Origin of the sequence: Prosthecobacter vanneervenii (genome assembly GCF_014203095.1) — a bacterium.
Lineage (GTDB): Bacteria > Verrucomicrobiota > Verrucomicrobiia > Verrucomicrobiales > Verrucomicrobiaceae > Prosthecobacter > Prosthecobacter vanneervenii.
In genome coordinates this window covers 590,114-613,918 of the sequence record NZ_JACHIG010000001.1, presented here as the reverse complement: position 1 = coordinate 613,918, position 23,805 = coordinate 590,114, and the positions used below count along the sequence as shown (strand labels likewise).

17 protein-coding genes are annotated in these 23,805 nt (G+C 60.6%); 9 read left to right on the top strand and 8 right to left on the bottom strand.

Going from position 1 to position 23,805, the window contains the following annotated elements; all coding sequences use genetic code 11:
- Window positions 1-75 precede the first annotated feature (75 nt).
- Together HNQ65_RS02240 and HNQ65_RS02235 are read right to left on the bottom strand one after the other, a co-directional pair.
- On the bottom strand, window positions 76-1,368 hold the full coding sequence (locus HNQ65_RS02240) for an outer membrane protein assembly factor BamB family protein (RefSeq protein ID WP_184337844.1): 1,293 nt from the start codon (window positions 1,366-1,368) through the stop codon (window positions 76-78).
- 68 nt (window positions 1,369-1,436) lie between these two features.
- On the bottom strand, window positions 1,437-2,765 hold the full coding sequence (locus HNQ65_RS02235) for a coiled-coil domain-containing protein (protein WP_221306016.1): 1,329 nt from the start codon (window positions 2,763-2,765) through the stop codon (window positions 1,437-1,439).
- A gap of 105 nt (window positions 2,766-2,870) precedes the next feature.
- On the opposite strand from HNQ65_RS02235, the gene serA reads away from it, so the two are divergent.
- Window positions 2,871-4,481 (top strand): phosphoglycerate dehydrogenase, encoded by a 1,611-nt coding sequence (gene serA / locus HNQ65_RS02230; RefSeq protein ID WP_184337842.1) that lies wholly within the window; start codon window positions 2,871-2,873, stop codon window positions 4,479-4,481.
- Between the two features lie 81 nt (window positions 4,482-4,562).
- Here serA and HNQ65_RS02225 read toward each other — a convergent pair whose 3' ends face one another.
- A complete protein-coding gene (locus tag HNQ65_RS02225; RefSeq protein ID WP_184337841.1) occupies window positions 4,563-5,405 on the bottom strand; it encodes a helix-turn-helix domain-containing protein in 843 nt (280 codons plus the stop codon).
- 98 nt (window positions 5,406-5,503) lie between these two features.
- On the opposite strand from HNQ65_RS02225, the gene HNQ65_RS02220 reads away from it, so the two are divergent.
- Window positions 5,504-7,387 (top strand): alpha/beta hydrolase family protein, encoded by a 1,884-nt coding sequence (locus tag HNQ65_RS02220; protein WP_184337840.1) that lies wholly within the window; start codon window positions 5,504-5,506, stop codon window positions 7,385-7,387.
- A gap of 37 nt (window positions 7,388-7,424) precedes the next feature.
- Window positions 7,425-9,644, top strand: coding sequence for a hypothetical protein (locus HNQ65_RS02215; RefSeq protein ID WP_184337839.1), 2,220 nt, complete (start codon window positions 7,425-7,427; stop codon window positions 9,642-9,644).
- A gap of 10 nt (window positions 9,645-9,654) precedes the next feature.
- Here HNQ65_RS02215 and HNQ65_RS02210 read toward each other — a convergent pair whose 3' ends face one another.
- Together HNQ65_RS02210 and HNQ65_RS02205 are read right to left on the bottom strand one after the other, a co-directional pair.
- Window positions 9,655-11,679: an alpha/beta hydrolase family protein gene (locus tag HNQ65_RS02210; RefSeq protein ID WP_184337838.1), complete on the bottom strand. Its 2,025-nt coding sequence runs from the start codon at window positions 11,677-11,679 to the stop codon at window positions 9,655-9,657.
- Window positions 11,680-11,785: 106 nt separating this feature from the next.
- Entirely contained in the window at window positions 11,786-12,565 is a 780-nt protein-coding gene (locus HNQ65_RS02205; protein ID WP_184337837.1) for an ABC transporter ATP-binding protein, read from the bottom strand.
- A gap of 334 nt (window positions 12,566-12,899) precedes the next feature.
- On the opposite strand from HNQ65_RS02205, the gene HNQ65_RS02200 reads away from it, so the two are divergent.
- The 6 genes from HNQ65_RS02200 to HNQ65_RS02175 all read left to right on the top strand — a co-directional run bounded on the left by HNQ65_RS02200 (window position 12,900) and on the right by HNQ65_RS02175 (window position 20,749).
- Entirely contained in the window at window positions 12,900-15,794 is a 2,895-nt protein-coding gene (locus HNQ65_RS02200) for a tetratricopeptide repeat protein (protein ID WP_184337836.1), read from the top strand.
- A 29-nt stretch (window positions 15,795-15,823) separates the two neighbouring features.
- A complete protein-coding gene (locus HNQ65_RS02195) occupies window positions 15,824-16,768 on the top strand; it encodes a tetratricopeptide repeat protein (protein WP_184337835.1) in 945 nt (314 codons plus the stop codon).
- 11 nt (window positions 16,769-16,779) lie between these two features.
- The gene (locus tag HNQ65_RS02190) at window positions 16,780-17,628 is read left to right on the top strand and encodes a MotA/TolQ/ExbB proton channel family protein (protein ID WP_184337834.1); all 849 of its coding nucleotides are present in this window, start codon (window positions 16,780-16,782) and stop codon (window positions 17,626-17,628) included.
- A gap of 48 nt (window positions 17,629-17,676) precedes the next feature.
- The gene (locus tag HNQ65_RS02185) at window positions 17,677-18,114 is read left to right on the top strand and encodes an ExbD/TolR family protein (protein ID WP_281382048.1); all 438 of its coding nucleotides are present in this window, start codon (window positions 17,677-17,679) and stop codon (window positions 18,112-18,114) included.
- 11 nt (window positions 18,115-18,125) lie between these two features.
- On the top strand, window positions 18,126-18,593 hold the full coding sequence (locus HNQ65_RS02180) for an ExbD/TolR family protein (RefSeq protein WP_184337832.1): 468 nt from the start codon (window positions 18,126-18,128) through the stop codon (window positions 18,591-18,593).
- Window positions 18,594-18,676: 83 nt separating this feature from the next.
- Window positions 18,677-20,749, top strand: coding sequence for a prenyltransferase/squalene oxidase repeat-containing protein (locus tag HNQ65_RS02175; RefSeq protein ID WP_184337831.1), 2,073 nt, complete (start codon window positions 18,677-18,679; stop codon window positions 20,747-20,749).
- A 392-nt stretch (window positions 20,750-21,141) separates the two neighbouring features.
- Here HNQ65_RS02175 and HNQ65_RS02170 read toward each other — a convergent pair whose 3' ends face one another.
- The 3 genes from HNQ65_RS02170 to HNQ65_RS02160 all read right to left on the bottom strand — a co-directional run bounded on the left by HNQ65_RS02170 (window position 21,142) and on the right by HNQ65_RS02160 (window position 23,787).
- Window positions 21,142-22,026 carry an N-acetylmuramoyl-L-alanine amidase-like domain-containing protein gene (locus HNQ65_RS02170; protein WP_184337830.1) on the bottom strand — a complete coding sequence of 295 codons (885 nt, stop codon included), beginning with the start codon at window positions 22,024-22,026 and terminating at the stop codon, window positions 21,142-21,144.
- 285 nt (window positions 22,027-22,311) lie between these two features.
- Window positions 22,312-22,935, bottom strand: a complete 624-nt coding sequence (locus tag HNQ65_RS26930; RefSeq protein ID WP_184337829.1) for a TPM domain-containing protein — start codon at window positions 22,933-22,935, stop codon at window positions 22,312-22,314.
- Window positions 22,936-22,980: 45 nt separating this feature from the next.
- Window positions 22,981-23,787, bottom strand: coding sequence for an SDR family NAD(P)-dependent oxidoreductase (locus HNQ65_RS02160; protein WP_184337828.1), 807 nt, complete (start codon window positions 23,785-23,787; stop codon window positions 22,981-22,983).
- Between the last annotated feature and the right edge of the window lie 18 nt (window positions 23,788-23,805).

The window sequence follows — 23,805 nt, the reverse complement described above, 5'->3', positions numbered from 1 at the left end:
ATTTTCCTCATGGTAGACATGAGCCGGATCGATGATGGGGCAAAAAACGCCTTTACCCGCCCATAATTTGGGTCCTCAAGGCACCGGCTGGCCCTTGGTACCGATGCAATACAGCGAATTGGCGGTGCGGACGAAGAGACGCTTGTCGCCGATGGCTGGCACGGAATTGACCGGGCCGTCGAGCTTGCTGGCGGCGAGTTTTTCAAACTGGGTGCCTGCCTTGATGACGATGAGGTCGCCCTGCTGGCTGGCGCAGAAGATTTTGCCATCGCCTGCCACGGGGCTGCTGAAGAACTTGGCGCTTCCCTGGGTGCCTTCCACACGCTCTTCATAGACGACCTTGCCAGTTTTGAACTCCACGCAGCGCATGATGCCGCCATCGCCCAGGAGGTACATCTTGTCGCCAATGACAAGGGGGGAGGGGACATAGGGGAGTCCTTTGGGGATGTCGAAGGGCACGGCCTGGGGCTTGCCGCCCTTCAGGTCCAAGGCGGCGATCTCTTTCACGCCGCCGCCGGTGCCAAAGGTGCAGAAGTAGAAGTCGTCGCTCAGCACACCGGAGCCGAGGCTGCGCTGTTTGTAGCCTGGATTGTGCTGCCAGTTGATCTTGCCAGTCTTGAGATCGATGCCCATGACGCCGCTGCCGGTGTCCGCGCAGATGATTTCCTTTTTTCCGCCTTTCAGCTCATGCACGACCGGGGTGGAGAAGGTGTTGAGGCAGTTGGGGATTTCCAGCTTCCAGGACTGCTTGCCGGTCTTGGCATCCAAAGCCACGATGCAGCTCTTCCACTTCTGCTGCTCAGGGTCTTCGGTGTACACCTTGCCGTCGCGCTGCCAGTCAAACTCGCTGCGCACGATCATGAGGCCGTCCACCACAATGGGGGAGATGCCGGTGCCATGCTCGTGGATGTAGTCAGCTACGTGGTCGTTGCGCCACACAAGCTTGCCTTGGTGATCCAGCGCCAGGGCCTGGATGTTGGTGCCGCTGCTCCAGTTGATATAGATGCGCTCGGCATCCGCAAAGGCGGAGCTGCTGGCATAGGTGTTGTAGGTCTTGTGGATCGGGTGCGGTACGAATTCCTCCTCGTGCTTCCAGAGCTCCTTGCCATCTTTCGTCGAGTAGGCGATCACGGCACGCTTGGTGGGGGCGGTTTCTGCGGTGAGAATAACCATGTCCTGCCAGATCACTGGGGAGGACCAGCCTTTGCCTGCAGGCACTTTCCACAGCGTGGTGCTGTCATCGACCACGGCTGGGAGGCCGGTGGTTTCTGCGACGCCGCTGCCGTTGGGGCCGCGGAAGCGGGACCAGTCCTGAGCGGAGAATGCAGAGACAGAAAGCAGTGTGAAAAAGGCGAGAGTGAGTTTCATGCGGGCGAGTTAAACGGAGGTGGCGGGCAAAAAATTGCCCGGAGAGCGCAGGCGGTAAAAATGCCGTCTCAGACGGCGGTTTCTCCGGTAGCAGGCGGCGGGGTTTCCAAAGCTGCCGCAGGTGGTGGTACGGTGACCGGGGGCTCAATAACTGGTGGCGCAGGTGGTGGAAGGGAAAACGCAGGCGCAGCAGGCTCGACCACTTGTGCCGGGGCAGGGGGCTCTTCCTCACCTTTAGGTTGCTCTGTGGCCACGGGCTCTGGTCTGGGCTCCTCAAGCTTCACGGGTGCTGAACCCACAGCCTCTGCCACCGCTTCGACCGCGACGGGGGCGGGGATCGGCGCTTCTGAGGCCACTGCGGGGGGCGCCATCACCACAGCGGGAGCTGGGGCAGGCTCGGGGGCCGGAGTCGGATCAGGTGCGGGAGCGGCAGATGGTGCCTGGGCAGCGCGGGCAGCATCCAGGGCTTCACTGAGCCTGTATTCCAGTTCGGCGATTTTGTAGCCGTCTTCGCGGGCACGCTTGCGGGCCTCGGCCTCGTTTTGGGCGAGTTTTTCCTCCAGTTCGCGCAGCTTTTTGTCGCTGACTCCGCCAGTGGTGCCACTTGCGGCCGGAGCGGAGGCCATGCCCATGGCGTTCATGAATTCCTTCTGCACCATCTCCACACGGGCCTCGGCGGCCTTGAGGGCGCGTTGCAGGTTGGTCACCTTGGCCTCGGCCTGCTGGGTGGCCTCGCGGGCCTTCGCCAGCTCTGCCTCCGCGCCGCCGGCTGCGGCGTAGGCGGCCTGTTCGTCGCGGATTTTCTTCAGCTCCACCAGGGTCTGTTGCAGCTCAGACTTTTGCTTCAGGGTCGTCTCCTGGGCGTCGATCATCCGTTTTTCAAAGTCTGCTGCACGGGCGTTGGTGGCGGCAATGGCCTGTTCCTGGGCCAGCACACGACCCTGCTCGGCGGCCAGGGCGGTCTCCAGATCCTTGATGCGGCTCTGTGTGGGGGGCAGCTGTGCGGCGATTTCTCGTGTCGCGGCCAGCTCAGTCTCCAGGCGAGCGATCTGCTGAGAGGCGTCGTTGGCTCGGCGCTCCGCCACCTCCCGGTGGGTGCTGAAGCGCTGCTGCAGGTCCGCCAGGCTGGCGGCTGCGGTGGCGCTGGCCCGGGCGTGCTCAGCCGCATCGGCGGCTGCCTTGGCCTGCACGGTCTGCAGTGCTGAGTCGGATTCAGCGCGCAATTTCTCCAGCGCGGCGGAGGCTTCGGTGGCCTGCCTTTTCAGCTTCGAGCGCATGACCGCCCAGAGGATCAGCGGGGGCAGGAGGATGGCTGCGGCCACGGTGGTGATGATTTCCGGGGAAATGGGGCCGGTCACGGCCAGCATGGCATGGGCAGACGGGATTCCTGCAAACATGTCTCCTATATGCATGCAGCCCCCGTATTCTGTCCAGCACGCATTGCTCCTTGTGTGATGAGCAAAGATTGCTAGGATGCGCGCCCTTTCCCCCAACCCCTTCCCATGTCCAAGTTCAACATCCTCATCGCCGGCAACAACGACCCCATTTCGAGCAAGGGTATCGACCTGCTCAAAGCGGAGCCGTCCTTTTCCGTCGAGGTGAACATGAATCTCAAGGCCGAGGACGCGATGATCGAGGCCTCCCGCAACGCCCACGCCATCATCGTCCGCAGCGGTGCCAAGGTGACCGCCAAGGTGCTCGAAGCCGCCCCCAATCTCAAGGTCGTGGGCCGCGCCGGTGTCGGCGTGGACAACATCGACGTGCCCGTGGCCTCCAAGCGCGGCGTGGTGGTGATGAACACCCCCGGCGGCAACACCATCTCCACCGCAGAGCAGGCCTTCACCCTGATGATGGCCCTTTCCCGCAAGACCCCGCAGGCTCACGCCACCATCGTCAGCGGCAAGTGGGACCGCAAGAGCTTCCAGGGTACCGAAGTTTACGGCAAGACCCTCGTCGTGCTCGGCATGGGCCGCATCGGCGCGGAGTTCGCCAAGCGTGCCAAGGCCTTTGGCATGAACGTCGTGGCCTATGACCCCTACCTTTCCAAGAACCGCGCCGAAAGCCTCGGCGTGACACTTTGCGAGGACCTCGACGCCGCCATCGTGCAGGCCGACTACATCACCATGCACATGCCGCTGACTCCTGAGACGAAGCACATGATCAATGCCAAGCGCCTAGCCTCGCTGAAGAAGAGCTGCCGCATCATCAACTGCGCACGCGGTGGCCTCATCGACGACGCCGCCCTCGCCCAGGCCCTCACGGACGGTACCATCGCCGGTGCTGCGCTGGACGTCTTTGAAGTCGAACCCCCTCCAGCCGACTACCCGCTCCTCAGCGCCCCGAATACGGTCTTCACCCCTCACCTCGGCGCCTCCACGGAGGAAGCTCAGGAAAACGTCGGTATCGAAATCGCTGAAGTGATCAAGGCGCACCTGCTGCAGGGTACCGTGGTCAATGCGGTGAACATGCCGAATGTTGACCCCAAGGTGCTGTCCGAGATCGGACCCTTCCTCAAGTTCGGCGAGCTCCTCGGCCGCCTCGTCTCCCAGTTTGCTCCGGCGCGTGCCAACGTGGTCCGCATCAACTACAGCGGCAAGGTCGGCAGTGGCGACACCACCCTCATCTCCCGCGCTGTTCTCAAGGGCTTCCTTGAGCGCGCCGTGGGTGCCGAGCAGGTGAACTACATCAATGCCAACGGCGTCGCTGAAAACCTCGGCCTCCGCTTCACCGAAAGCCGTCTCACTGAACCAAGCGAGTTCACCGACCTCATCGAAGTCGTCGCCAAAAACGACGGCGGCGAGTCTGCCAGCATTGCCGGCACCTTCTTCGCAGGCGAGCCGCGCATCGTGCGTGTGAACGGCCAGCGCATCGAGGCCCGTCCTCAGGGCACGCTTCTCTTCATTGAGAACATTGACCGCCCCGGCATGATCTCCGCCTACAGCACCACGCTGGGCAAGAACCAGGTGAACATCGCCGATATGAGCCTCAGCCGCGACAAGGAGTCTGGCAAAGCCCTGACCCTCCTCACGCTCGACTCCACCCCGAGCGCGGAAGTCATCGCAGAACTGGAGAAGATCCAGGGCATCAGCAAGGTGCATTGCGTGGAGGTCTGATCCTCAGCACTTCGCATACCAGCCATTCACAGCAAGGGGCCCATGGCGGCCCCTTGTTTTTTGGATTTCAGCGCTTGCAGGTCATCTTCCGGCAGCAATCTGCCTCCTGAAAGCCCCCGGGGTTGTGTGTCGGTGCCGGCTCATCATCCGGGTCAGGTAAAAGCGGTTGGCGAAGCCGCATTGCTCCGCGATGTCGTCGATCGAAAGCTGTGTTTGCCGCAGCAGGAGCTGGCACTGGTTCAGCCGCAGTTCGGTCAGGTAACGCATGGGGGGCAGGCCGGTCTGTTCTACAAAGAGGCTGTTGAGGTGGCGCACGCTCAGACCGGAGGTGCGGCTGAGGTCTGCAAGCGTGAGCTTTTCTGCCAGCTCGCGCTGCATGCGGGCATGCACATGCTCCAGGCGGACGTCGTGGCTGGGGCGGTTTTCCATCAGTGGAGCCGCCTGCTCCAGTGCCAGGGCTAGCAGCTCCAGCATCAGCCAGGGGCCGGGTTCGGCCTGCCGTCTGCCGGTTTTGCTTTGGGCCGGGCAGAGCACCTGAAGCAGAACTTTCATACGAGTGTCTGCTTTCAGCTCAGCAACAAAAGGCGCGGGCTGGTTCCTAGCGCTGTGAAGCGTGAAGTGAATGTACCACTTGCTGAAGGCGCGTTCGGCGCGGCTGTCGAAACGCGTGTGCGGAGAGATCAGATACAAACGCCCCGGCTTCATGGGGTGCTCTGTGCCGTCAAAGCAGATCACTCCGCCAGCGCTGAGGGGCCGGTAGAGTCTCCAGTAGGCGTCCGCTGCCGCTGCGAGGGTCCAGCGTTTAAGGCTGATCTTACGGTGCATCAACACTTCCAGGCCACAGGCCGGCAGGTCGGCGCTGCGCACACCTTCGATGTGGTGGCGCACCTGAGGCGGCTTGTGGCGAACTGTTTCGAAAGGCATTTGGAGTGCAGGATCAGATACAAAATTACGTCCTTATGTGCATGGAATGTTTCCGGGGCGTCCGCATTCTTTTCGCAGCAGTCTCACTTATTCCGACCATGAACACCGCAGACGCCACCTCCAGCCGCCGTCGTTTTCTTGCTTCCAGCGCCGCCGCCGCATTTCCAGTTTGGCTGGCACCAGCAAGTGCTGCAGATGCCACTGTCCCGCAGTCCGTCGCAGAACTCTGGGCGGACTTTGATCCGCGCAAAGATCCCCTGGAGACCGAGGTCATCCGCGAGTGGACGGAGGACGGCGCTGTACTGCGCCATGTGCGCTACCTTATTGGCACCTTCAAAGGGAGGAAGGCCTTCATGGCCGCCGTGCATGGCTTTCCGCAGCAGGCCCAGGGGCGCATCCCCGCTGTCATGCACATCCACGGCGGCGGCCAGCGCGGCTCCGTTGCGGAGGTAAAGCTGCTCGTCTCCCGCGGATACGCCGCGCTCTCCGTCAACTGGGGCGGCAGCGGCACTGGAAAGCCGCCCTTCAACACCTGCGAAAAAGCAGAGCCCGGCGATCCCAACACCGACTGGGGCGCCGTGGACCCCAGCCAGCTCAATGTGCAGGGCTACGCCTCCATGATTCCCGGTCCCAAGCAGTTCTTTGGAGACCGCGAGCACCCGAAAAACAACAACTGGTATCTTCTGGCACTCGGCTGCCGCCGTGGCCTCACCTTCCTGGAGCAGCAGCCCGGCGTGGATGCCGCCCGCCTCGGCGTGCATGGCTACTCCATGGGCGGAAACCTCACCATGTATGTGGCGGGTACGGACACGCGCGTGAAGGCAGCCGTCCCCGCCGTCGGCGGCCAGGGCTGGCGCTGGCAGCCGCATGTCTTTGGCGGAGCCAGGGCAAACCCCCAGGATGCCGTGAAGGGAGACGTGGAGGTCTTTCGCAAAACCCTCAGCTTTGAAAGCTACGCTCCCCTCATTCACTGCCCCGTGTTGCACCGCAGCGGCACCAATGATTTCCACGGCTGGATGGACGATGTTTACCGCACCAATGCGCTCATCCCACAGCCAACGCAGTACAGCTGGGCCCCGCACCTGAATCACCGCCTCACCCCGGCCGTGGCCGTCACCATGCCGCTGTGGTTTGACCAGCATCTCAAAGGCGGCCCTCCGCTGCCCGAGACACCGCAGAGCCAGCTCGTTCTTTCCCCGGCTCCCGCCCTTCACGTGCGCCCCGCAGCACATCCATGGCCCGTGGCCCGCTGCGAGATATTTTTCAGCACCGATGACGATCCCCGCGCACGCTTCTGGCGCAGCGCGGAGGTCAGCCCCCAGCCGGGCGGTGCCTTCACGGCGGAGCTTCCTTTGCACACGCGCGAGTCCTCCCTGTACGCCTTTGCCAATGTCTATTTCACCCTGCCGCAGCCTGTGTCGCTCTCCGTGCTCGGCGGCTACAGCACGCCTGTCACAGAGGTGTGCATCAGCACCCTGCTGCACACCCGCAGTGTGGAGGAACTGCAAAAATCCCAGGTGCCCCTCGCCGCGCAGCCCAGCCGCCTCATCGACGACTTCTCCCACGGCCTGCGCGACTGGTATGTGCTCAATCAGGGTAATGCCAACCATCAGCAGATGTGGACCCGCAAGATCACCGATCCCCTCTGGCGCGCCCCCGAGGGCGCAAAGCTTGCCATCACCCTCAAGATGCCGAAAACAAACCGCATGGCCTTCGTGCTGGAGGAAAACGAATGGCGCAGCTATCGCGGCCAGCGCAAAACCTATCTCTGCAGACGCGAGATCACCGGCGCTGAGGCCGTGCAGACGCTGACTCTTGATCTCAAGGATTTCACCACCCGCGAAGGATCTTTCCCCAAGAGTTGGGCGCAGATCGATCAACTCGGTCTCTGCGCCCGGCACACACTGCCCGGCGAAACCGACACCGCGCCTGCGCAATGGACAGGCCCCGCCCCCGAGTTCATCCGTGTGGAATGGGTTTGATGTCGTGGCTGCTTTCACCTGCCTCACGCCACCTTTCATGAAGACACTTCTCTCATGCCTCCTTTCAGTGCTGGCCTCTCTTGCATGCCTGCAGGCCGCGCCAAAAGACTGGATGCCGCAGGAGCAGGACGACACCCAGCTCTGGTGGCAGGATGGTCCGCCGCGCATTCTCAGCATCAAGGAGCCCCCGCCCAGCGCCGTGCTCTGCATCAAGCACGGCTCCGAGCTGCTGCGCTTTGACACGCAGACTATGAAGCCGCTCGATGGCGAATGGGAATGCTCTCTCCAGCACGAGGGCAAAACCTACCACTGCACCGGGCACAGCACTCCCGCAGACACCTTTCTGCAGCCCGTGCGCTTCGTGGAAAGCGGTCGCTATTTTCAGCGCGTCGTCATCGAGGGCCTCACCTTTGCAGACGCGGAGCGGCGCCAGTGGAGCGGGCAGGCGCGGCTGGAGATCACCGCCTGGCCGGACCGCATCGCCTTCCGCCTGGAAAGCGATCCCGAGGTCTCGCTCACCCTGCGCTGGGGCGCGATGAAGGCCGCTGGCACCGGCTCAGTGTTCATCGGAAAAGGCTGCGGCATGCCCGAGGCCGTCGTCGAGTCGGAGCTGCCTGTCGTGGTAGATCCTGTCCTGGCATGCCATCGTCTGGCCCTCCCGGAAAAAGCCTGGAGCAATCCCGGCCGCACCTTCTATCCCTCCGGCGAGCTCGATCGCACCGACCGCTGGAAGTTCACCCTGCGCAACGACTCGGAAAAAGAGGCCGTCGCGCGGGTCATGTTCACTCAGGAAAAGCACCTGCCCATCACCGGCTTCACCCCCATGCTCTGCGATGATCAGGGCCGCCCCACCGGCATCCTCGTACAGCTTTCCAAAAATTGGCACCGCAGCGAGGCCAAAGGCTCCATCCTGCATGAGGGGCCCTGGTTCCACGGCTTTGCCTGGGTGCGCGTGCCGCCGCGCTCTCGTCGTGAATTCACCCTGCAGATGGTCTATGCCCGCTACGGTGGTGTGTACGCCGCCTCTCTTGCTCAGCTTTGTCTCATCGGCTGGGGGCATAATCAGTTCTGGGATCAGGCCGCTATCGGCAGCTTTGGCGAGAGCATCTGCTTTGAGCCCGGGCGTGTGCAGCGGCGCTGCTTCATCACCGATGTGCGTCCGCTGCTCACTCTGACCCACGAAAAAGACTGCAAACCCTGGGGCTGGGCGGAGAACTGCGGCGGCGGCGACCTCCTCATGTGGAAAGGCACTGACGGAGCCTGGCAGCCGTTTCATGGCACACGCGTGGACTACCGTTCCCACGGCCCCTGCCTCACTCACGCCAGCTACCAGGAAGACAGCGCAGGCGGCGAGATCTCATGCCGCACCCAGGTCTCGCTGCCGCGCAGCAATGACCACCTGCGGGTCTTTTTCCACCTGCGCTACGATGTCCACAAGCCCCTGCACTGGCAGCGCCTCGCCTTCTTCCAGCTCGGTGCCGATTTCTACAATGACACCCCCGCACGTCTCGCTGCCGTGGGAGATGCCCGGGACATGAAGGACGAGTGGCGGCCCAAATTTGCCAAGGACGAATTCGACCGCCAGTGCATGCCCCTCAAAGGAGAACAACCGTGGATCTCCATGCACGGCGTGGAGCCGGAGGCCCGCCCGCACACCCCCGCCATGGCCTCTCGCGGGCTCATCGTCCGCTCGTGGAAAGCCGTTCTCGGCAGCGCTGCGGCTGGCCCGCATGCCTCGTTCTTCTGCACCGAGTGGGGGAAGGGGAACCACCGCACCGTCGCGGAGCTCTCGCCACCTCCGGAAGTGCACGAGCTCCTGCCCGGAGACTACGTCGAGGCGGATCTCGAATTCATCGTCCTACCAGCAGATGCCAGCGCCTACTATGGCACCGATGCCCCGCTCAAGGAAGCCCTATCCCAAGATGCCAACACCTGGCGACTGGTCCAGCGCGAGGCTGCGGGCAATGCCTTGCGTGCCCACGTGGCTTCAGGCACTCTCACAAACACCTATCCCGTGCGAGTCGCCGTCGCTGCAGATCAGTCGGCAGAGCTCACCCTCCGCGGCGGCCTGGGCCATCTGCCCGTCACCTTCACCGGCTTGTCCTCACCAGACGCCCATCAGCTTCTCGTCAATGGCATGCCAGACACCTTCTGGCAGACCGACTGGGACGCCGCCTCTCAAAGCTGGCAGATGACCTTCAATGTGCCCGCAGAGGGCACACAGCCGGTTCATCTCAGCTTTGGCAAAAAGAACTGACTTCCCGGATCTACTCCATCAGCCACTTCACCGCCGTCACCTTGGGCTCCTTGCCTTCGCCTTTCACCCACTGCGGCAGGCTGGCCTGAAGGGAGAGCATGCCGGGCAGATCCTGGTATTTGGCGCCACCGGGCAGGAACATCGGGTCACGGTAATCCAGCAGCTTGCCAAAGCGGAAGCCATGGGTGTCGATCGCGGCGCGGTCGATCGCATTGCCTGCCAGTGCACGTGCTGCCACGGCGATGGGCCCTGTCTGCTCTCCAAAGGCGGCTAGGTGCACGGTCTTCGGGCTCGGGTGTGTTCCCACCTTGGTGTTGCGTAGGAAGGTGGTCAGGGTCAGCACGTCGTGCACACGCTGGGCGTAGAGCGCGTGGTTGTAGCCGTAGGTGTAGCCGGCAAACTCACGCGGATTGGCCACCACGCGGTTTTGTTTGCCTTCCGCATTGCCTTGAAAAAGCAGATCCACTCCCAGCACGGCCGAGCCACCTGCCACGATTTCCTTCACCTCTTTGCTGTCGGAGATTCCTGACTTGCCCGCGTCATCCAGCCAGATGACCACGCGTCCATTCCACTGCTTGGGATAAAGCCAGCAGACGGCCAGCTCCTCCTGATAGGTCTTGTTCGTTAGCGTGCCGCTCATGGCCAGGTGGTCTCCCTTGTCCTCTTTGTCTTTCAGGGTCCACTCAACCTCGCCCGCCTTGTCATAGCTGCGGCCGATGACGGTCTCCACGCCCTGCTGCAGCACTTTCGGCTCAGCTTTGCTGAGCTGCTTCTCGGCGTCACTGGTCAGGTAGGCCAGCAGCTTGCGCTCAAATTCCGGATCGCCTGCCTTAGGGGCAGGGTGCTTGTCATCCCAAACGGAGAGCTGCTCCTTGGTCAGCGGCTCGTAGTCATTCTCGATCACAGGAGAGGGAAAGCCCAGCTTGAAGTGCTTGTTCACAAACGTGTAAAACGCACTCCGCGTCACCGCGTTGTAGTTGTGCGGGAAGTGCTCGCCGCGCAGCAGGAAGACATTGTCCTTGGCTCCATAGGTGGTGTACAGCTTCTGCAGATCGGGGAAGCCCTTCGTCGCCATCTCCTTCGTCCAGTCGTTGGCCGTGTTCATGCCCTGCGGCTTCGGAGCAAAGAGGCCGGCAAATTCCACATTGCCCGTGCCGATGCGCAGCAGCGAGGTGTTCTCACACGTGCAGCCGCCCTGCATTGCCGTGCTCACCATCACACAGGGAAAGGAGAGCTTGATGCGGTCGTCGATCGCCGCCAGCAGCATCGTCTGCGTGCCGCCGCCGCTTGCGCCGGTGATGGCCGTGCGCTCAGGATCCACCTCAGGCAGCGAGAGCAGAAAGTCCAGCCCGCGCACCGCATTCCAGGTCTGCAGGCCCATGATGGACTGCAGGTGCGCCTCAGCCTGCGGACTGAAAAGCCCCCAGTTTTTCTCGGTGTTCATCTCGGGCCGCTGCTTGGCAAAGGTATGCACGATTTCACGCGGGATCTGCACCGAGTCCGAATCACTCAGCATGTCCCACTGCCAGACCACGCAGCCCATGCGTGCCAGCTGCACGCAGAGAGACTGAAAGATGCTCTTGCCGCCGCGCTCAAAGCGCTCGCCACCTGCGGCGATCTCTGCGCGCAGCTTGTCCGGCTCGGTCAGCGAAAGTCGCGCATCCTTCCAGTGGCCGTGCGCAAACATCACCCCCGGCACCTTGCCCTTGATCTCCTTCGGCTTCCACAGGCTGCCCGTGACATAAAATCCCGGGGCGCTCTCAAAGTAAACCTTCTCCACCGTGAAGCCGTCTCCCTCCACCTTTCCATGCACCACGGCATTCAGTGGCGTCTTGGTGGGCATCGGCCACAGCCCTTCCGCCACCAGGATCTGCCGCCGCACTTGTTCCTTGCGTACATCCCACTCGCTCAAAGAGGAGGGTGGATTGAAAGGGAAGTAACCGTTGAGATCCTTGGGCGGCTGCTGGCGGATGTCCTCGGCCTGGGAGAGGGAGGTGCAGGCAAGGGTGGCGAGGAGAAACAGATGGGCTTTCATGGGAGAGAAAAGGGCTGCAATCAAACGCGGCGAACTGGCCGAGTTCATCAACTGAGGGGAGTGAAAACTGGAGCTCTGCGGCGGCGGGAGATCATCTCGCCAGTATTCAGGCCAGTCGCAGCGAATAACGTTCACCTCGACGGCCAAGCTTCACGGGAGCTCCATAAATGTGGCTGAGGTTCTCGCTTTTCAGCACCTCATGCTTGGCACCCGCAGCGTGCACCTGGCCGTCTTTCAGCAGCAGGCAGTGGGTGATGCTGGGCAGGATCTCCTCCACATGGTGCGTGACCATCACGAGGGAAGGGGAGTGCGGCTGCACCGCCAGCGACTGCATCCACTGCAGGTAGTGCTCCCTCGCCACAGGGTCCAGCCCGGCGCAGGGCTCGTCCAAAATCAACACCTGAAACTTCGCCATCAGGGCGCGACAAATCAGGACTTTCTGCTTTTCACCTTGGGAAAGCGGCCCCCACAGCGCCTCCCGCAGGTAGCTGCAGCCCACCTGCTGCAGCAGGCTGGCGGCCTCCCGGCGCACCACAGGCGGCGGCAGCTCGATCAGGTTCAACTTGGCCTCACGCCCGCTGGCGATCACGTCCAGCACCGGCTCGCTGCTTTCGAGGTAGGTCGTAAGGGTGTTGGTCACCAAGCCCACGCGGCGGCGCACTTCACGCCAGTCGTCGTCGCCAAAAACACTCTCGCCGATCTGGAGGCTGCCGCTGGTGGCGCTGTCATAGCCGGTAATGAGGTTGATGAGGGAGGTCTTGCCGCAGCCGTTCGGACCTAGAATGCACCAGTGCTGCCCGGGTTCCACCCTCCAGGAAATGCCCTTCAAAATGGGGCGGCCGCGGCGGAAGGTGAGATCTTTGACTTCGAGTACGGGGTGGGTCATGCAATGCAGGATGGTTGAAGCATGAATGAGGAATGTCGAGCAGACTTGAACCGATGATGATTTTGACGCTAAGGATTTGCTGCGTTTTGCGTAGCAGAATATCATCTGAAAACTGGCACGGCTTTAGAAGTGGATAGAATTTATCCTTTCGCTTTTTCTCCCGTGACAAAAATGTCCATCCTGCTAATCTCGAACCTCTTTTTGAAAAATGCCCCTCCGCCTCAAAGCACAGACCAAGTGCGCAATCATCTGCAATGACTTGCGTTATTTCAGGCTTGTGCTTCGTCGTGGTTTTTCTGTACCTTGTGCTGACGTGGACCGCACCCTGCAACTCATGAGACCCATTTTTTGTGCCGCTTTGACCCTGGCCGCCGCATCGCCTGTGTTTTCACAGGCTCCAGCGCCCGCGCCTGCTCCTGCCCCCGCCGCTCCAGCAGCCCCGGGAGCTCTGAACATCCAGCAGGAGACTGAAGCCTTGGTCAATGCTGCCAGCGCACTCTTTGCAGAGGCCAAGTATCAGGAGGCTCTTGCCAAGCTGGCGATCGCCAAAAAGAACCTCAACAACAAGCCTTTCGAAGGCATCCTCTTCACCGAAGGCGCCTGCCATTACAACCTCAACGACTACCCCAAGGCCATCGAGTCTCTGGAAGCCTACGCCAAGGAGTTCCCCCAAGGCGCTGCCATCATTGACGTGCGCATGGCCCTAGGCCGCTCCTACATCGCAAACAAGCAGGAGGACAAGGGGATCGAGGTGCTGACAGAAGTGGTGCGCAGCTCTCCCGAGAAGAAGGCTGAGGCAGGTCTCATCATTGCAGACACCCTGAGCAAGAAAGATCAGAAGGACAAGGCGCTGGATATCCTCAAGTCCGTGCTCGAGGGCGGGATCCGCAGTGCTGAGTCCATCCAGGCAGCCATGCTTGCCGCCAACATCTATGTCAGCAAAGGCCAGCTCGATGATGCCACTGCTCTGATGGACAAAGTGCGCAACTTTGCCTCGGGCGGCGACAGCATCGCCCAGATGAACAACATCTATCTCAAGCTCGGTGACGAGATGATGGAGAAGAAGTCCTACAAGGAGGCTCTCGGTGCGTACCAGCTGGTGCGTAAAAAAGCCGAGATCACCCGCATCCAGAGCGAGCAGGTCAAGAAGCTGCAGGACCAGCTCAAGAAGGCCACCGGCCCGCGCAAGGACGAACTTGAAACCAAGCTCAAGGCCAATGAGGAAATCATGGCCGAAATCGAGAAGCGCACCGACTACGATGCCTCCCTCTACTACCGTCTGGGACGCTGCTACTATGAGATGGGCGCTCCTAAAGAAGACGGTTCTGCTGCCGACCCCTCCCGCCTCTGGCAGGCCATTCTGGCCTTTGAGGTGATCGTCAATGAATACAAGCAGTTTCCTCAGCGCGACAGGTGCATGTACGGCCTGATCACGGTCAATGCTGCTCTCAAGCGCACCAAAGAAGCTGCCAAACTGTGTGAAGGCTTCATGGATCAATTCCCGGACAGCGAAATGGTTGGTGAGGTCGCCATGATGGTCGGCATGATCTATTACCAGAACAAGCAGCTCAAGGAAGCCGTGGCCGCTTGGAAGAGGTCTTTGACTGCTCCCAAGGCAGACAAAGAGCGTCTTTACTTCCTCATCGGCAGCGTGCAGTTCGAGCTGCAAAGCCTCGACGAGGCCCGCATGACGTATGAAAACCTCATCCAGCAGTATCCGACCTCGACGTACAAGGATGATGTTCAGTACCGTATCGCCCTGACCTACTTCTACCAGAACGACTCCAAGAGCGTGACCAAGGCGCTCAAGACCTACATCAAAGACAATCCAAAGGGGCAGTATGTGGTGGACGCTCGCTACCGCCTGGCCTTCATCGACTTCCAAGGTGGCGACAAAAAGGGTGCCGAGGCCGACCTGCTCAGCATCGTCAAGGACGCTCCTAACGACAACAACATTGGCCAGGTGCATGCCCTTCTCGGAGACACCTACAATCAGCGTGCCGACTATGAAAATGCGATGATCCAGTTCGAATTCGCCGTGGACAAGGCGAAAACGGATGACGTTCTCAGGTATGCCATGGACCAGCTGACGGACCTCTATGTGGGGGCCAACAAGTGGAAGGAGCTGGCTGCCATGTGGCAGAAGTACTACAATTCCAAAAAGGATGACGATGAGCTCGCCCTCAAGGCCATCCTCTGGATCAGCCGAGCCCAGATTAAGGACGGCAAGGTGGAGGAAGCCAAGAAGCTCCTCGCTGAACATATCCGCCTCCGCATTCCCATCGTTGCCAATCAGCAGGTGGAAGGCCTGATCCAGCAGCTGGTGACCATCAGCGCGCCCAAGCGCCGTCGTGCAGCCGCCGTGCAGCCTCCTGCTGAAGGTGCCAAGCCTGCCGAAGGTGCTGCCGCTGCTCCTGCCCCCGCGCCAGCCGCACCGGAAGTGACCTTTGAAGACGTGGAGAAGCAGCTCGAAGAACTGCTGACCCCGCCTCAGGCCGCCATGAATGGCACAGCGCAGATGCGCATTCTCTTTGCCAAGGCCTGGCTGGCCAAGATCATGAAACTTCCTGAGAAGGCGGAAAAATACTTCAGCATCATCATTGAAGTGGCCAAACCGGAAGACCTCAGCCCCATGATGCTTTCCGTCGTGGGTGACAATGCCCGCAAGAAAGGCGATCTGGACAAAGCCAGCGCCTGCTACATTCGTCTGCGTGATCTGTTCAAAGACACCGACTATGCCGACGGTGCACCTGTTGGTCTGGCAGAAATCGCCTTTGAGAAGGGCGAGTTTGACAAAGCCTTGGAGCTTTTCCGCGACGCCCTGAACAACTATCCTGGCAGCTCTCACGTGCTGGACGCTACCCAGGGGGAGGCCAAGACCCTCGTCAAACTCAAGAAGTATGACGATGCCAAGAAGCTCTTTGAGCAAATCTCGAACACCAAGGAATGGCGTGGTCACGCCACCGCCAACGCCCTGCGTATGCTGGGAGAGATCGAGGCCCTGAGTGGCAAGCACGAAGTGGCCATCCCCTACTTCCAGCGTGTCTTCATCGCCCACCAAAAGTGGAAGGATGAAGTGGCCAAATCCTATCTGCTCTCCGCCAAATCCTTCGTGGCTCTTGGCAAGCGTGATGAGGCCAAGGCGACGCTGCAGGAAATGGTCAAGCGTCCAGACCTGCAGAAGGAGCCCGAAGTCAAAGAGGGTGAAAAACTCCTCAACACTCTGTAATTTTCATGCGAACCCCCACCTCGAATTTCATGCGCTCGTTCGCCCGCTTCTTGTTTGCTCTCGCTTTTGTCGCCGCAGGCTCCGCCTACGGCCAGGCCATCGTTTTGAAGGATGGCAACCGCGTTTTCTCCTCCGAGTTCTCCATTCAGCCGGATGGCAAAATCGTCCGCACCATTCAGATCGGGGAACAGAAGGCCACAAGCGTTCTGGACAAGAAAAACATCGACTCTCTGGAGTGGCCCTATCCGGCTGAACTGACGGAATCCGCAGACCTTCTGGCCAAGGGCAAGACGGAGGAGGCCATCGCTGTGCTGAAGAAAGGAAAAGAATTCTTCGAGCATTTTGAAGGCATCGAAGGCAACTGGTATGTGGATGTCTATTTCGCCTACATCGAGGCCCTGAACCAGGGCGGAAAGTTTGACGATGTGGTCAAGTCGATGCCGTCGCTGCGCGCCCTCAAGCTGACCGACGCTCAGAAGATGCGTCTTCGCATCATCCAGCTCGATATCGAGCGTCAGACCAGCTCCGACTATGTGGCTATCATCCTGGAAGCCCAGAGCATCTTGAAGGAGACGGACGACTCCGCCATCGGTGCTTCCCTGTGGGGTATCATCGCAGACGTTTACACCCGTAAAAAGGAATGGGAGAAGGCCCTGCTGGCTTACCTGCGCATTCCGGTTTTCTACGGCACACAGATGCAGCGTGTCCCCGAGGCCGAGCTCAATGCCGCCAAGACCCTCATCAAGATGAAGCGCTACGAAGATGCCAATGCCTTCCTGGCCCGCATCAGTGATTCCTATCCGGGCTCGCCAGTGGCAGAAGCCGCCACGAAAGAGAAGGCGGCCATTGCCGGAATGAAGAATGTCACCGATGAAGAGGCCGCTGCCGGTTCAGATGGCAAGCCCAAGTCTGACGCTGACAAATCCAAAGACGGCGCTCCTGCCAAACCTGCTGATTCCAAACCCAAAGCCTGATTTAATCTCACATGCAAACCAACACTGCCAACATCATGACCCGCTACATCTCTCACGCCCGCGCCCGTGCGTCCTACAGCATTCTGCTGGCCATGGGTGTCTTTGCATCTGCCTCCGCCTTCGCTCAGGAAGCCGCGGCCGAGGGAGGTGGACACGCCGTGAAAAGCGAATCCGCGATCGATCTCTTCCTCCAGGGTGGCTGGGTGATGTACCCGCTCGCCATCTGCTCCGTGGTGCTCGTCTGGCTCACGGTTGACCTCTGGATCCGCACCGGCATCAAGAAGATGGCCCCTCCCGCCCTCGTCGGCCAGCTGCAGGATCTCTTCCGCGCAGGTGACTACGTGGGTGCCTACCAGTTCTGCAAAGGCAATCCTTCTCCTTTCTCCGATGTCTCCCGCGTGGCTCTCAGCTTTGTGGGCGATGGTGAAGAAGCCGTGGAAAACGCCATCTTTACCGAGCTGAACAAGGTGAACGCCACCACTCAGACCCGCATCAACTACCTCTCCGTGCTTGGTGTTTGCACACCGATGATCGGTCTGATCGGCACGGTGAGCGGTATGAAGGGCGCCTTCGCATCCCTGGGCTCCAGCGGTGCTCAGGACGTGTCCGCTCTTTCCGGCCACATCGGTGAGGTGCTTGTGGCTACCGCCACCGGTCTTATCGTTGCGGTGCCAGCCTTCCTCTTCTTCTACTTCCTGCGTAACCGTCTCCAGGGCTCCATCGGCGGCCTGCAGGACATCGTTGCTGCTCTTTTCCGCAAGATGCCTTACAGCCACCTCAAGGACGCTCACGTCGGCGAGGAAGAGTTCTACGCGGCCATCCCGAACTGGGTCGCTGGCGAAGCAGCTCCTGCAGCTTGATTGGTTTCCATCCCTTACTTCATCTTCAACCCTTGACTCTCTAACACTATGGGCGGCGGCGGCGGCGGTTCAGAAAACGGCGAACCGGAGTTTCAGATTGCTCCGATGATTGATGTGCTCCTCGTGTTGCTCATCTTCTTCATGAGCATCACCACCTCCCAGGTGGCCAAGATCGACAAGGAGATCCAGCTCCCTGTCGCTTCGGATGCGAAGAAGAAGGAAGGCAAAAACCTTGCCAATGAGGCCATCGTCAATGTCCGCTGGAGCACCGCCAAGCAGGAGGCGCTAATCATGTTCCAGGACCAGCCGTTCCCGCAGACGGAGCCGCTGGTGGACATCCTCAGCGGCAACAAGGCCAAAAATCCCTCCTACCGCGTCATCATTCGTGGGGATAAAAATCTGCCCGCCATCGAGATGCAAAAAGTCATGGCTGTCATCGCCCAGTCAGGCATTGACGACATCTCCTTCTCAGCTCTTAACCAGTAGCCAAACACCGCATGTCCTCGCACAAACATAGAACAGTCGAGTCTGACAATGTGAATCTGGGCTTCCAGATCGCACCGATGATCGACGTGGTGTTCGTTATCATGCTCTTCTTCATGGTGATGGCTGGTGCCGTGAAAAAGGAGATGGAGCTCAAGAGCCAGCTCCCGGGCGTGGCACCGGCTTCTCCGGATGCTCCCCAGGAGATGCCTGACGAAATCATCGTCGGCGTCGAGGAGTCCGGCGTGGTGACGCTGAATGAGGAGGAGTTTGATACTCCTACCGACAAAAAGCTGCCCAACTTTGTGGCCACTCTCAAGCGCCTCAAACAGGAGGCGGACAACCGCAACGCCAAGGTCATTGTGACCATCCAAGCGGAGGAACAGGCCAAGTATGAGCGCGTCATCGACGTGCTCAACGGCCTCGCCGTAGCTCGCATCGCCAACGTGACATTCACCGTTGGCAGCGACGCAGGATTCTAATTTGTCCTGAAACTTTTTTCGACGGAGGCACCCAATAAACAGGGTGGCCTCTGCGTCGTGCTTAAATTGTCCCCCATTTCGTCATGAACCCTTCGCAGCCAGGAAACCCACAGAATCCGCAGCAGAACCCCGGAGCCACCCAGCCGCTTCAGCCTGGGTACGTGCCGCCGCCCGGTTATCCGCCGCAGATGCCTGGCTACCCACAGGGTTATCCCATGCCGCAGGGCTATCCTCCCCAGATGCCTGCTGGCTATCCCATGCCCCAGGGTTATCCGCCGCAGATGCCTGCCGGCTACCCCATGCCACAGGGCTACCCGCCGCAGATGCCAGGCTATCCCCCGGGCTATGTGCCTGCCATGCCCATGCCAGCCATGATGCCGCCTCCCGCTCCATCCGCAGCCACAGGAGCTGTCCCGGCCCCCAAACCTGTGAGCGCCGCCGTGCCGGTGGCCATGCCGACCCCTTCCATGCCCGCTCCTTCGGCCGTCGCTGCCGCGATGCCGGTGCCTTCCGCTGCAGCCCCCGTGGCTGCAGCACCTGCCGATGACGCAGGAGAGGCCGCAGTGGCTGTCGAGCACGTCGAAGGCCAGGTGTACCATCCTCCCGCGTTGACCCACATCGAGGCAGGGCCTCCGCCCAACAAGTTTGTGCAGATGTGGCGCAAAGCGGGTGCCAGCTCCCTGCTGCTCAGCATTGCCATCCACGCCGGCTTGGGCGTGGGCGCACTCTTCATCGTCTTCACCAGCGGTGTCATGGACAAGCAGGTGGACTTCCTGCCTGGTGGCGGCACCGCCGCAGGTGCCAAGGCCAGCTCCGACCTGCAGCACAAGGTGCAGCAGAAAAAGCGCAGCTCGGTCAATAAATCCATGCCGATGAAGAAGCTGGTCAGCACCAGCGTGAACTCCTCCATCTCCCTCCCTGAGGCACCGCCAGACTCCCTGGACATGCCGGACATGAGCGCGATGATGGGCGGCGGTGCCCTGGGTGCCGGTGGCAGCCTGGGCTTGGCCGGAGCCGGTGGCGGCTTTGGCAAAGGCGTGGGCATGGGAGCAGCGAACGGCTTTGTGACGCTGCCGCCCTCCATGCGCAGCCGCTGCTCCACGCAGGAGCGACTGGAAAAGCTGCGCCAGAACGGCGGCACGCCTGAGTGCGAGGCCGCCGTGTCCGCCTCCCTGGAGTGGCTGAAAACCCAGCAGAACGCCGACGGCTCCTGGGGCCGCAACAACAAGTGCGCCATGACCGGTCTGGCCCTGCTCTGCTACCTCGGCCGCTGCGAAACCCCCGAATCCCCCTTCTACGGCGAAAACGTCATGAAGGGCATCATGTTCCTCATCGAGGCGCAGAAGAAAAACAAAAACAAGCTCTTCAGCCAGGGCGAAAAAGGCAATGCCCCCGTTTACGAGCACGGCATCGCCACCTACGCCCTCGGTGAAATGTACACCCTCGCCCGTCTCGGCAGCAAATCCCTCCCAGGCATGCGCGAGGCCTTTGAGCAGGGCGTCAAACTCATCATCGACAATCAGCAGGACAGCGGCAGCTGGGTGTATGATGGCGACACCGGATTCTATGCAGGCAAAAAGAGCCGCGAGGACCTCTCCGTCGCCGGATGGCAGTTCCAGGCCCTCAAGGCCGCCAAAAACACCAGCCTCAAGATCGACGGCCTCCACACCGCCATCGGCAAGCTGACCAAATACCTTGAGGACAAGCAGACCAAAGACGGCGGCTTCGGCGTCACCAATCGCGACGCGCACTACAATCAGTGGAGCCTCTCCGGCGTGGGCATCCTGGGCCTGCAGACCATGGCCAAAGGCAAGACCACTCCGATCAAGAAGGGCATCAAATTCCTCCGCGACTTCATCACCGCCGAACCCCTCGACTGGAACAAAAACTGCAACCTCTACTGCTGGTACTACTACACCCAGGCCTTCTTCCAGCAGGGCGGGGACGACTGGAAGTTCTACAACCAGCAGTTCCTCCCTCAGGTCCTCAGCGCCCAGCAGGCAGACGGCTCTTTCAAAGCCGGTCGCCCCAACTGGCCTTCCGGCGACGCCACAGACGCCATCTACCGCCAGTGCCTCTGCACCCTCCAGCTCGAGGTTTACTACCGCTACCTCAAAGTCGGCGACCGCGAAGAATCCTCCTTCTTCGACAAGTAGACCTGTTCGCGAAAAGAATGTCCGATTGAACCGGTGAGCGCAGTGGCCCCAGTGGCAAGGCGGGAGCGCCAGCTGCTAGTTGAAAATAACAGGCAAGCGACTAACGCAGCCAATCGGGCCGCTGCGCCGCCCGGACAATGTGACAGGCTTTTCGAGAACAGGTATAAGCCCCAGCCCGCGCGTCGTGCAGGCAGTCCACTTGCAGGGGCTCTATGCCCGTTCAGACCTTCTGCGGGCAGGTCGGCTCGTCCACACTTTGAAAATCTGATCATTCCATCAGACTGACCTTACCCGGACTCCTAGATTCTGGTTTCCGTGTATTCAGTGCATTCCGTGGTTAATCCCGCCCCCTCTGCCAACCATAGTCAACAACGTTCAACCACAGCAAACTCTCACCGCGGCCTCCCCACCACAATCCCCGCATGACTCTTCACCGAGTACAAATATTCATGAATCGTCTTGTCCACGACCACCTTCTTGTACGTCGCTGACGCATGCATGAAGTGACACGACCCATCCTGAAGGCGTAAGGCCAGTCCCACGTGCGAGCAGAACACATGCTGCCGGTTCGTCACGATCCCGATGATATCTCCGCTCTGAATCCTCGGCTCACATGCAGCCACCTGCTCCTTCGGAATGAAATCAAACGGCACCTTCTCCAGCTTCGCCTCCATCTGTCTCAATTGGGGCACCAGCGACGGATTCGCCCGCAGATAACGGTACAGCTTCGGATTCAGCGACATCTCATCATTCGCACGTCCCGTCAGCCTCACCACCGGCCCCACCTCCCGCGTCACATAGCGGATGTTCCCACGCGCCGCGTTGTCCGTGAACCATTCGTCCAGGTAATGAATCCGGTCTAGGTAACGCCCCCGGCAAACCCCGCCACGATACCGCGTCCACTCAATCTCCCGCAGCAGATCACTCGGCGAGTAAGCCCGCTGCCGCCTTGCAATCATCCTCGCCATGCCCAGCGACACCTCAAAAAACGTCCAGCAGTCCAGCCCCGTCAAATTCACCGAAGGCGACTCAATCCGGTCATCAATCTCCAACGTCCACCCCACATATTTGATGCCACGCAGCGCCAGGCCAAACTGCGCCACACGTGTGCCCATCGGCAGCGCAGCCCAGTTCTCCGCCACGGCTCGCGCCACGATCTTTTGAAACACCTCCACCCCTTTGAAGCAGACACTCTGTGGCAGAAACTCCTCGGCACGCAGCCAGGTGCTGCCACCTGCCATCAGGCCCAGTTTCAAAAGATGGCGACGAGTCAGCATGCGGTTAGTTCTACTTTGCTAAGGAAACGCTGAATAATCCAGCTCATAGAGAATAAGGAATACCGCAAAGCATTGATTCAAAAGGTATTCTCTGCGGTCTTCTAATCTCTCGCGGTGTTAAATCCGTGTCCCCCTAACTCTTCAGGGAGTTCATAAAGTCATCAAGAGATTTCCAACCTCAGCCTCAGGCATCCGTGTCAATCCGTGTGATCCGTGTGATCCGTGGTCAAACATTTTGGAATAATCAGATCTGACCAGCCCATGTTAAAAATCACTAAAGTAGAGTTAATACAAGTTTTCAGCCATGCCCAGCCGGTCGTCGCCTGGGGCGCAGGAGTCCAGCCAGCGCGATTCATCCACCAGCCCATACTGCTTGGGCAGTACCTGGCACACCTCCACCAGTTGTCGGTCCAGCTCCCTGGCAAACGATTCAATGGCCTGCGCATAGCGCTTTTTCACCAACGGCTGATGCGCCGCCTGCAGGCAGGCCTGCAGATAGTTTTCCTGCAAAAAAGGTTCCAGGCCGTAGCCCATCATGGCGATGGCGCGGTCGGAACTCGTGTCGATCAGCAGCATCACCAGACGATTCTCGCCGCCTTTCTCCACCGCACTGGAAAGGCTGCCGCGGTTGAAGAGCCAGAAGGCATACGGTACGATCGGAGCCTGCTGCGGCACCTCCATCAGCACCGCTGCGATGCTGAGCTGCGGAAAGCGCCGCTCCACCCCGGCGATGATCTGCGCGGCCCGGCGTCTGGAAAGGGAACCCAGCACGCCGCTGAGGTCGGAGATGGGTTTTTGCAAGGTGGGGGCGATGCCAAAGGAGCGATCCGCCACCTCCAGCGAAAACCCACACTGCCGGCAGGCGGCGTCGGTTTCAGTCGCAGGGGCTCGGCAGGCAGGGCAGCGCACGCCTGCACTGTACCACGCATCTCACTGCACCTGCAAACGAGAACATCACGCGTTGCGCGCACGTCGTCTCAGGATCATGCGCATCAGCCTCCGTGGCATCAGCCGGAAAACACGCCCGGCGATGGAGACCCCCACCCCCGGAAACACACACGCCTGCCCATGCCTCAGTGCCGCGAGCGACTCCCGCACCACCTGGGCAGGCGGAATCCTCAGCAAGCCCTGCCCATCCCGGTTCGTGTCACTCCCATCTTCCCGCTTCGCCGTCTTGCTGAAATTCGTCGGCGTCGGTCCCGGGCAGGTGCAGCAGACAGAGATATTTTCCGGTGCCAGCTCAATCGCCAGCGCCTCAGAAAAGCTCGTCACATAAGCCTTGGACGCCGCATACACCGCCAGGTCTGGCATCGGCAGCGTGCTGGCCAGGGAGCTCACATTCACGATGCCCGCCGGGCGCTCCATCAGCGGCAGCAGCGCATGCGTCAGCATCGTCAGCGCCGTGATGTTCAGCTCAATCTGCGAGCGCGTTTTCTCCGCCGAGGAACTCACAAAGCTGCCGTAGTCCCCCATGCCTGCATTGTTGATCAGCAGGGTGGGCTTTATCCCGTTTTCCACAAGGAAGGCAGCCACCGCGTCTCGACCCTCGTCTTTTGCCAGATCCGACACAAAACAAAGCACTTTCGCCTTCAAACCGGACAGCTCCTTTTTCACCATTTCCAGAGCCTCAGCACGGCGGGCCACCAGCACCAGCAGCTCAGCCTGAGGCGCTAACTGGCGCGCAAATTCAGCCCCCAGTCCGGAGGACGCACCGGTGATCACCGCACGGCAGTTTTCGACACAAAATCCATTCGCTTCCATTGCATGCAGCATTACCAC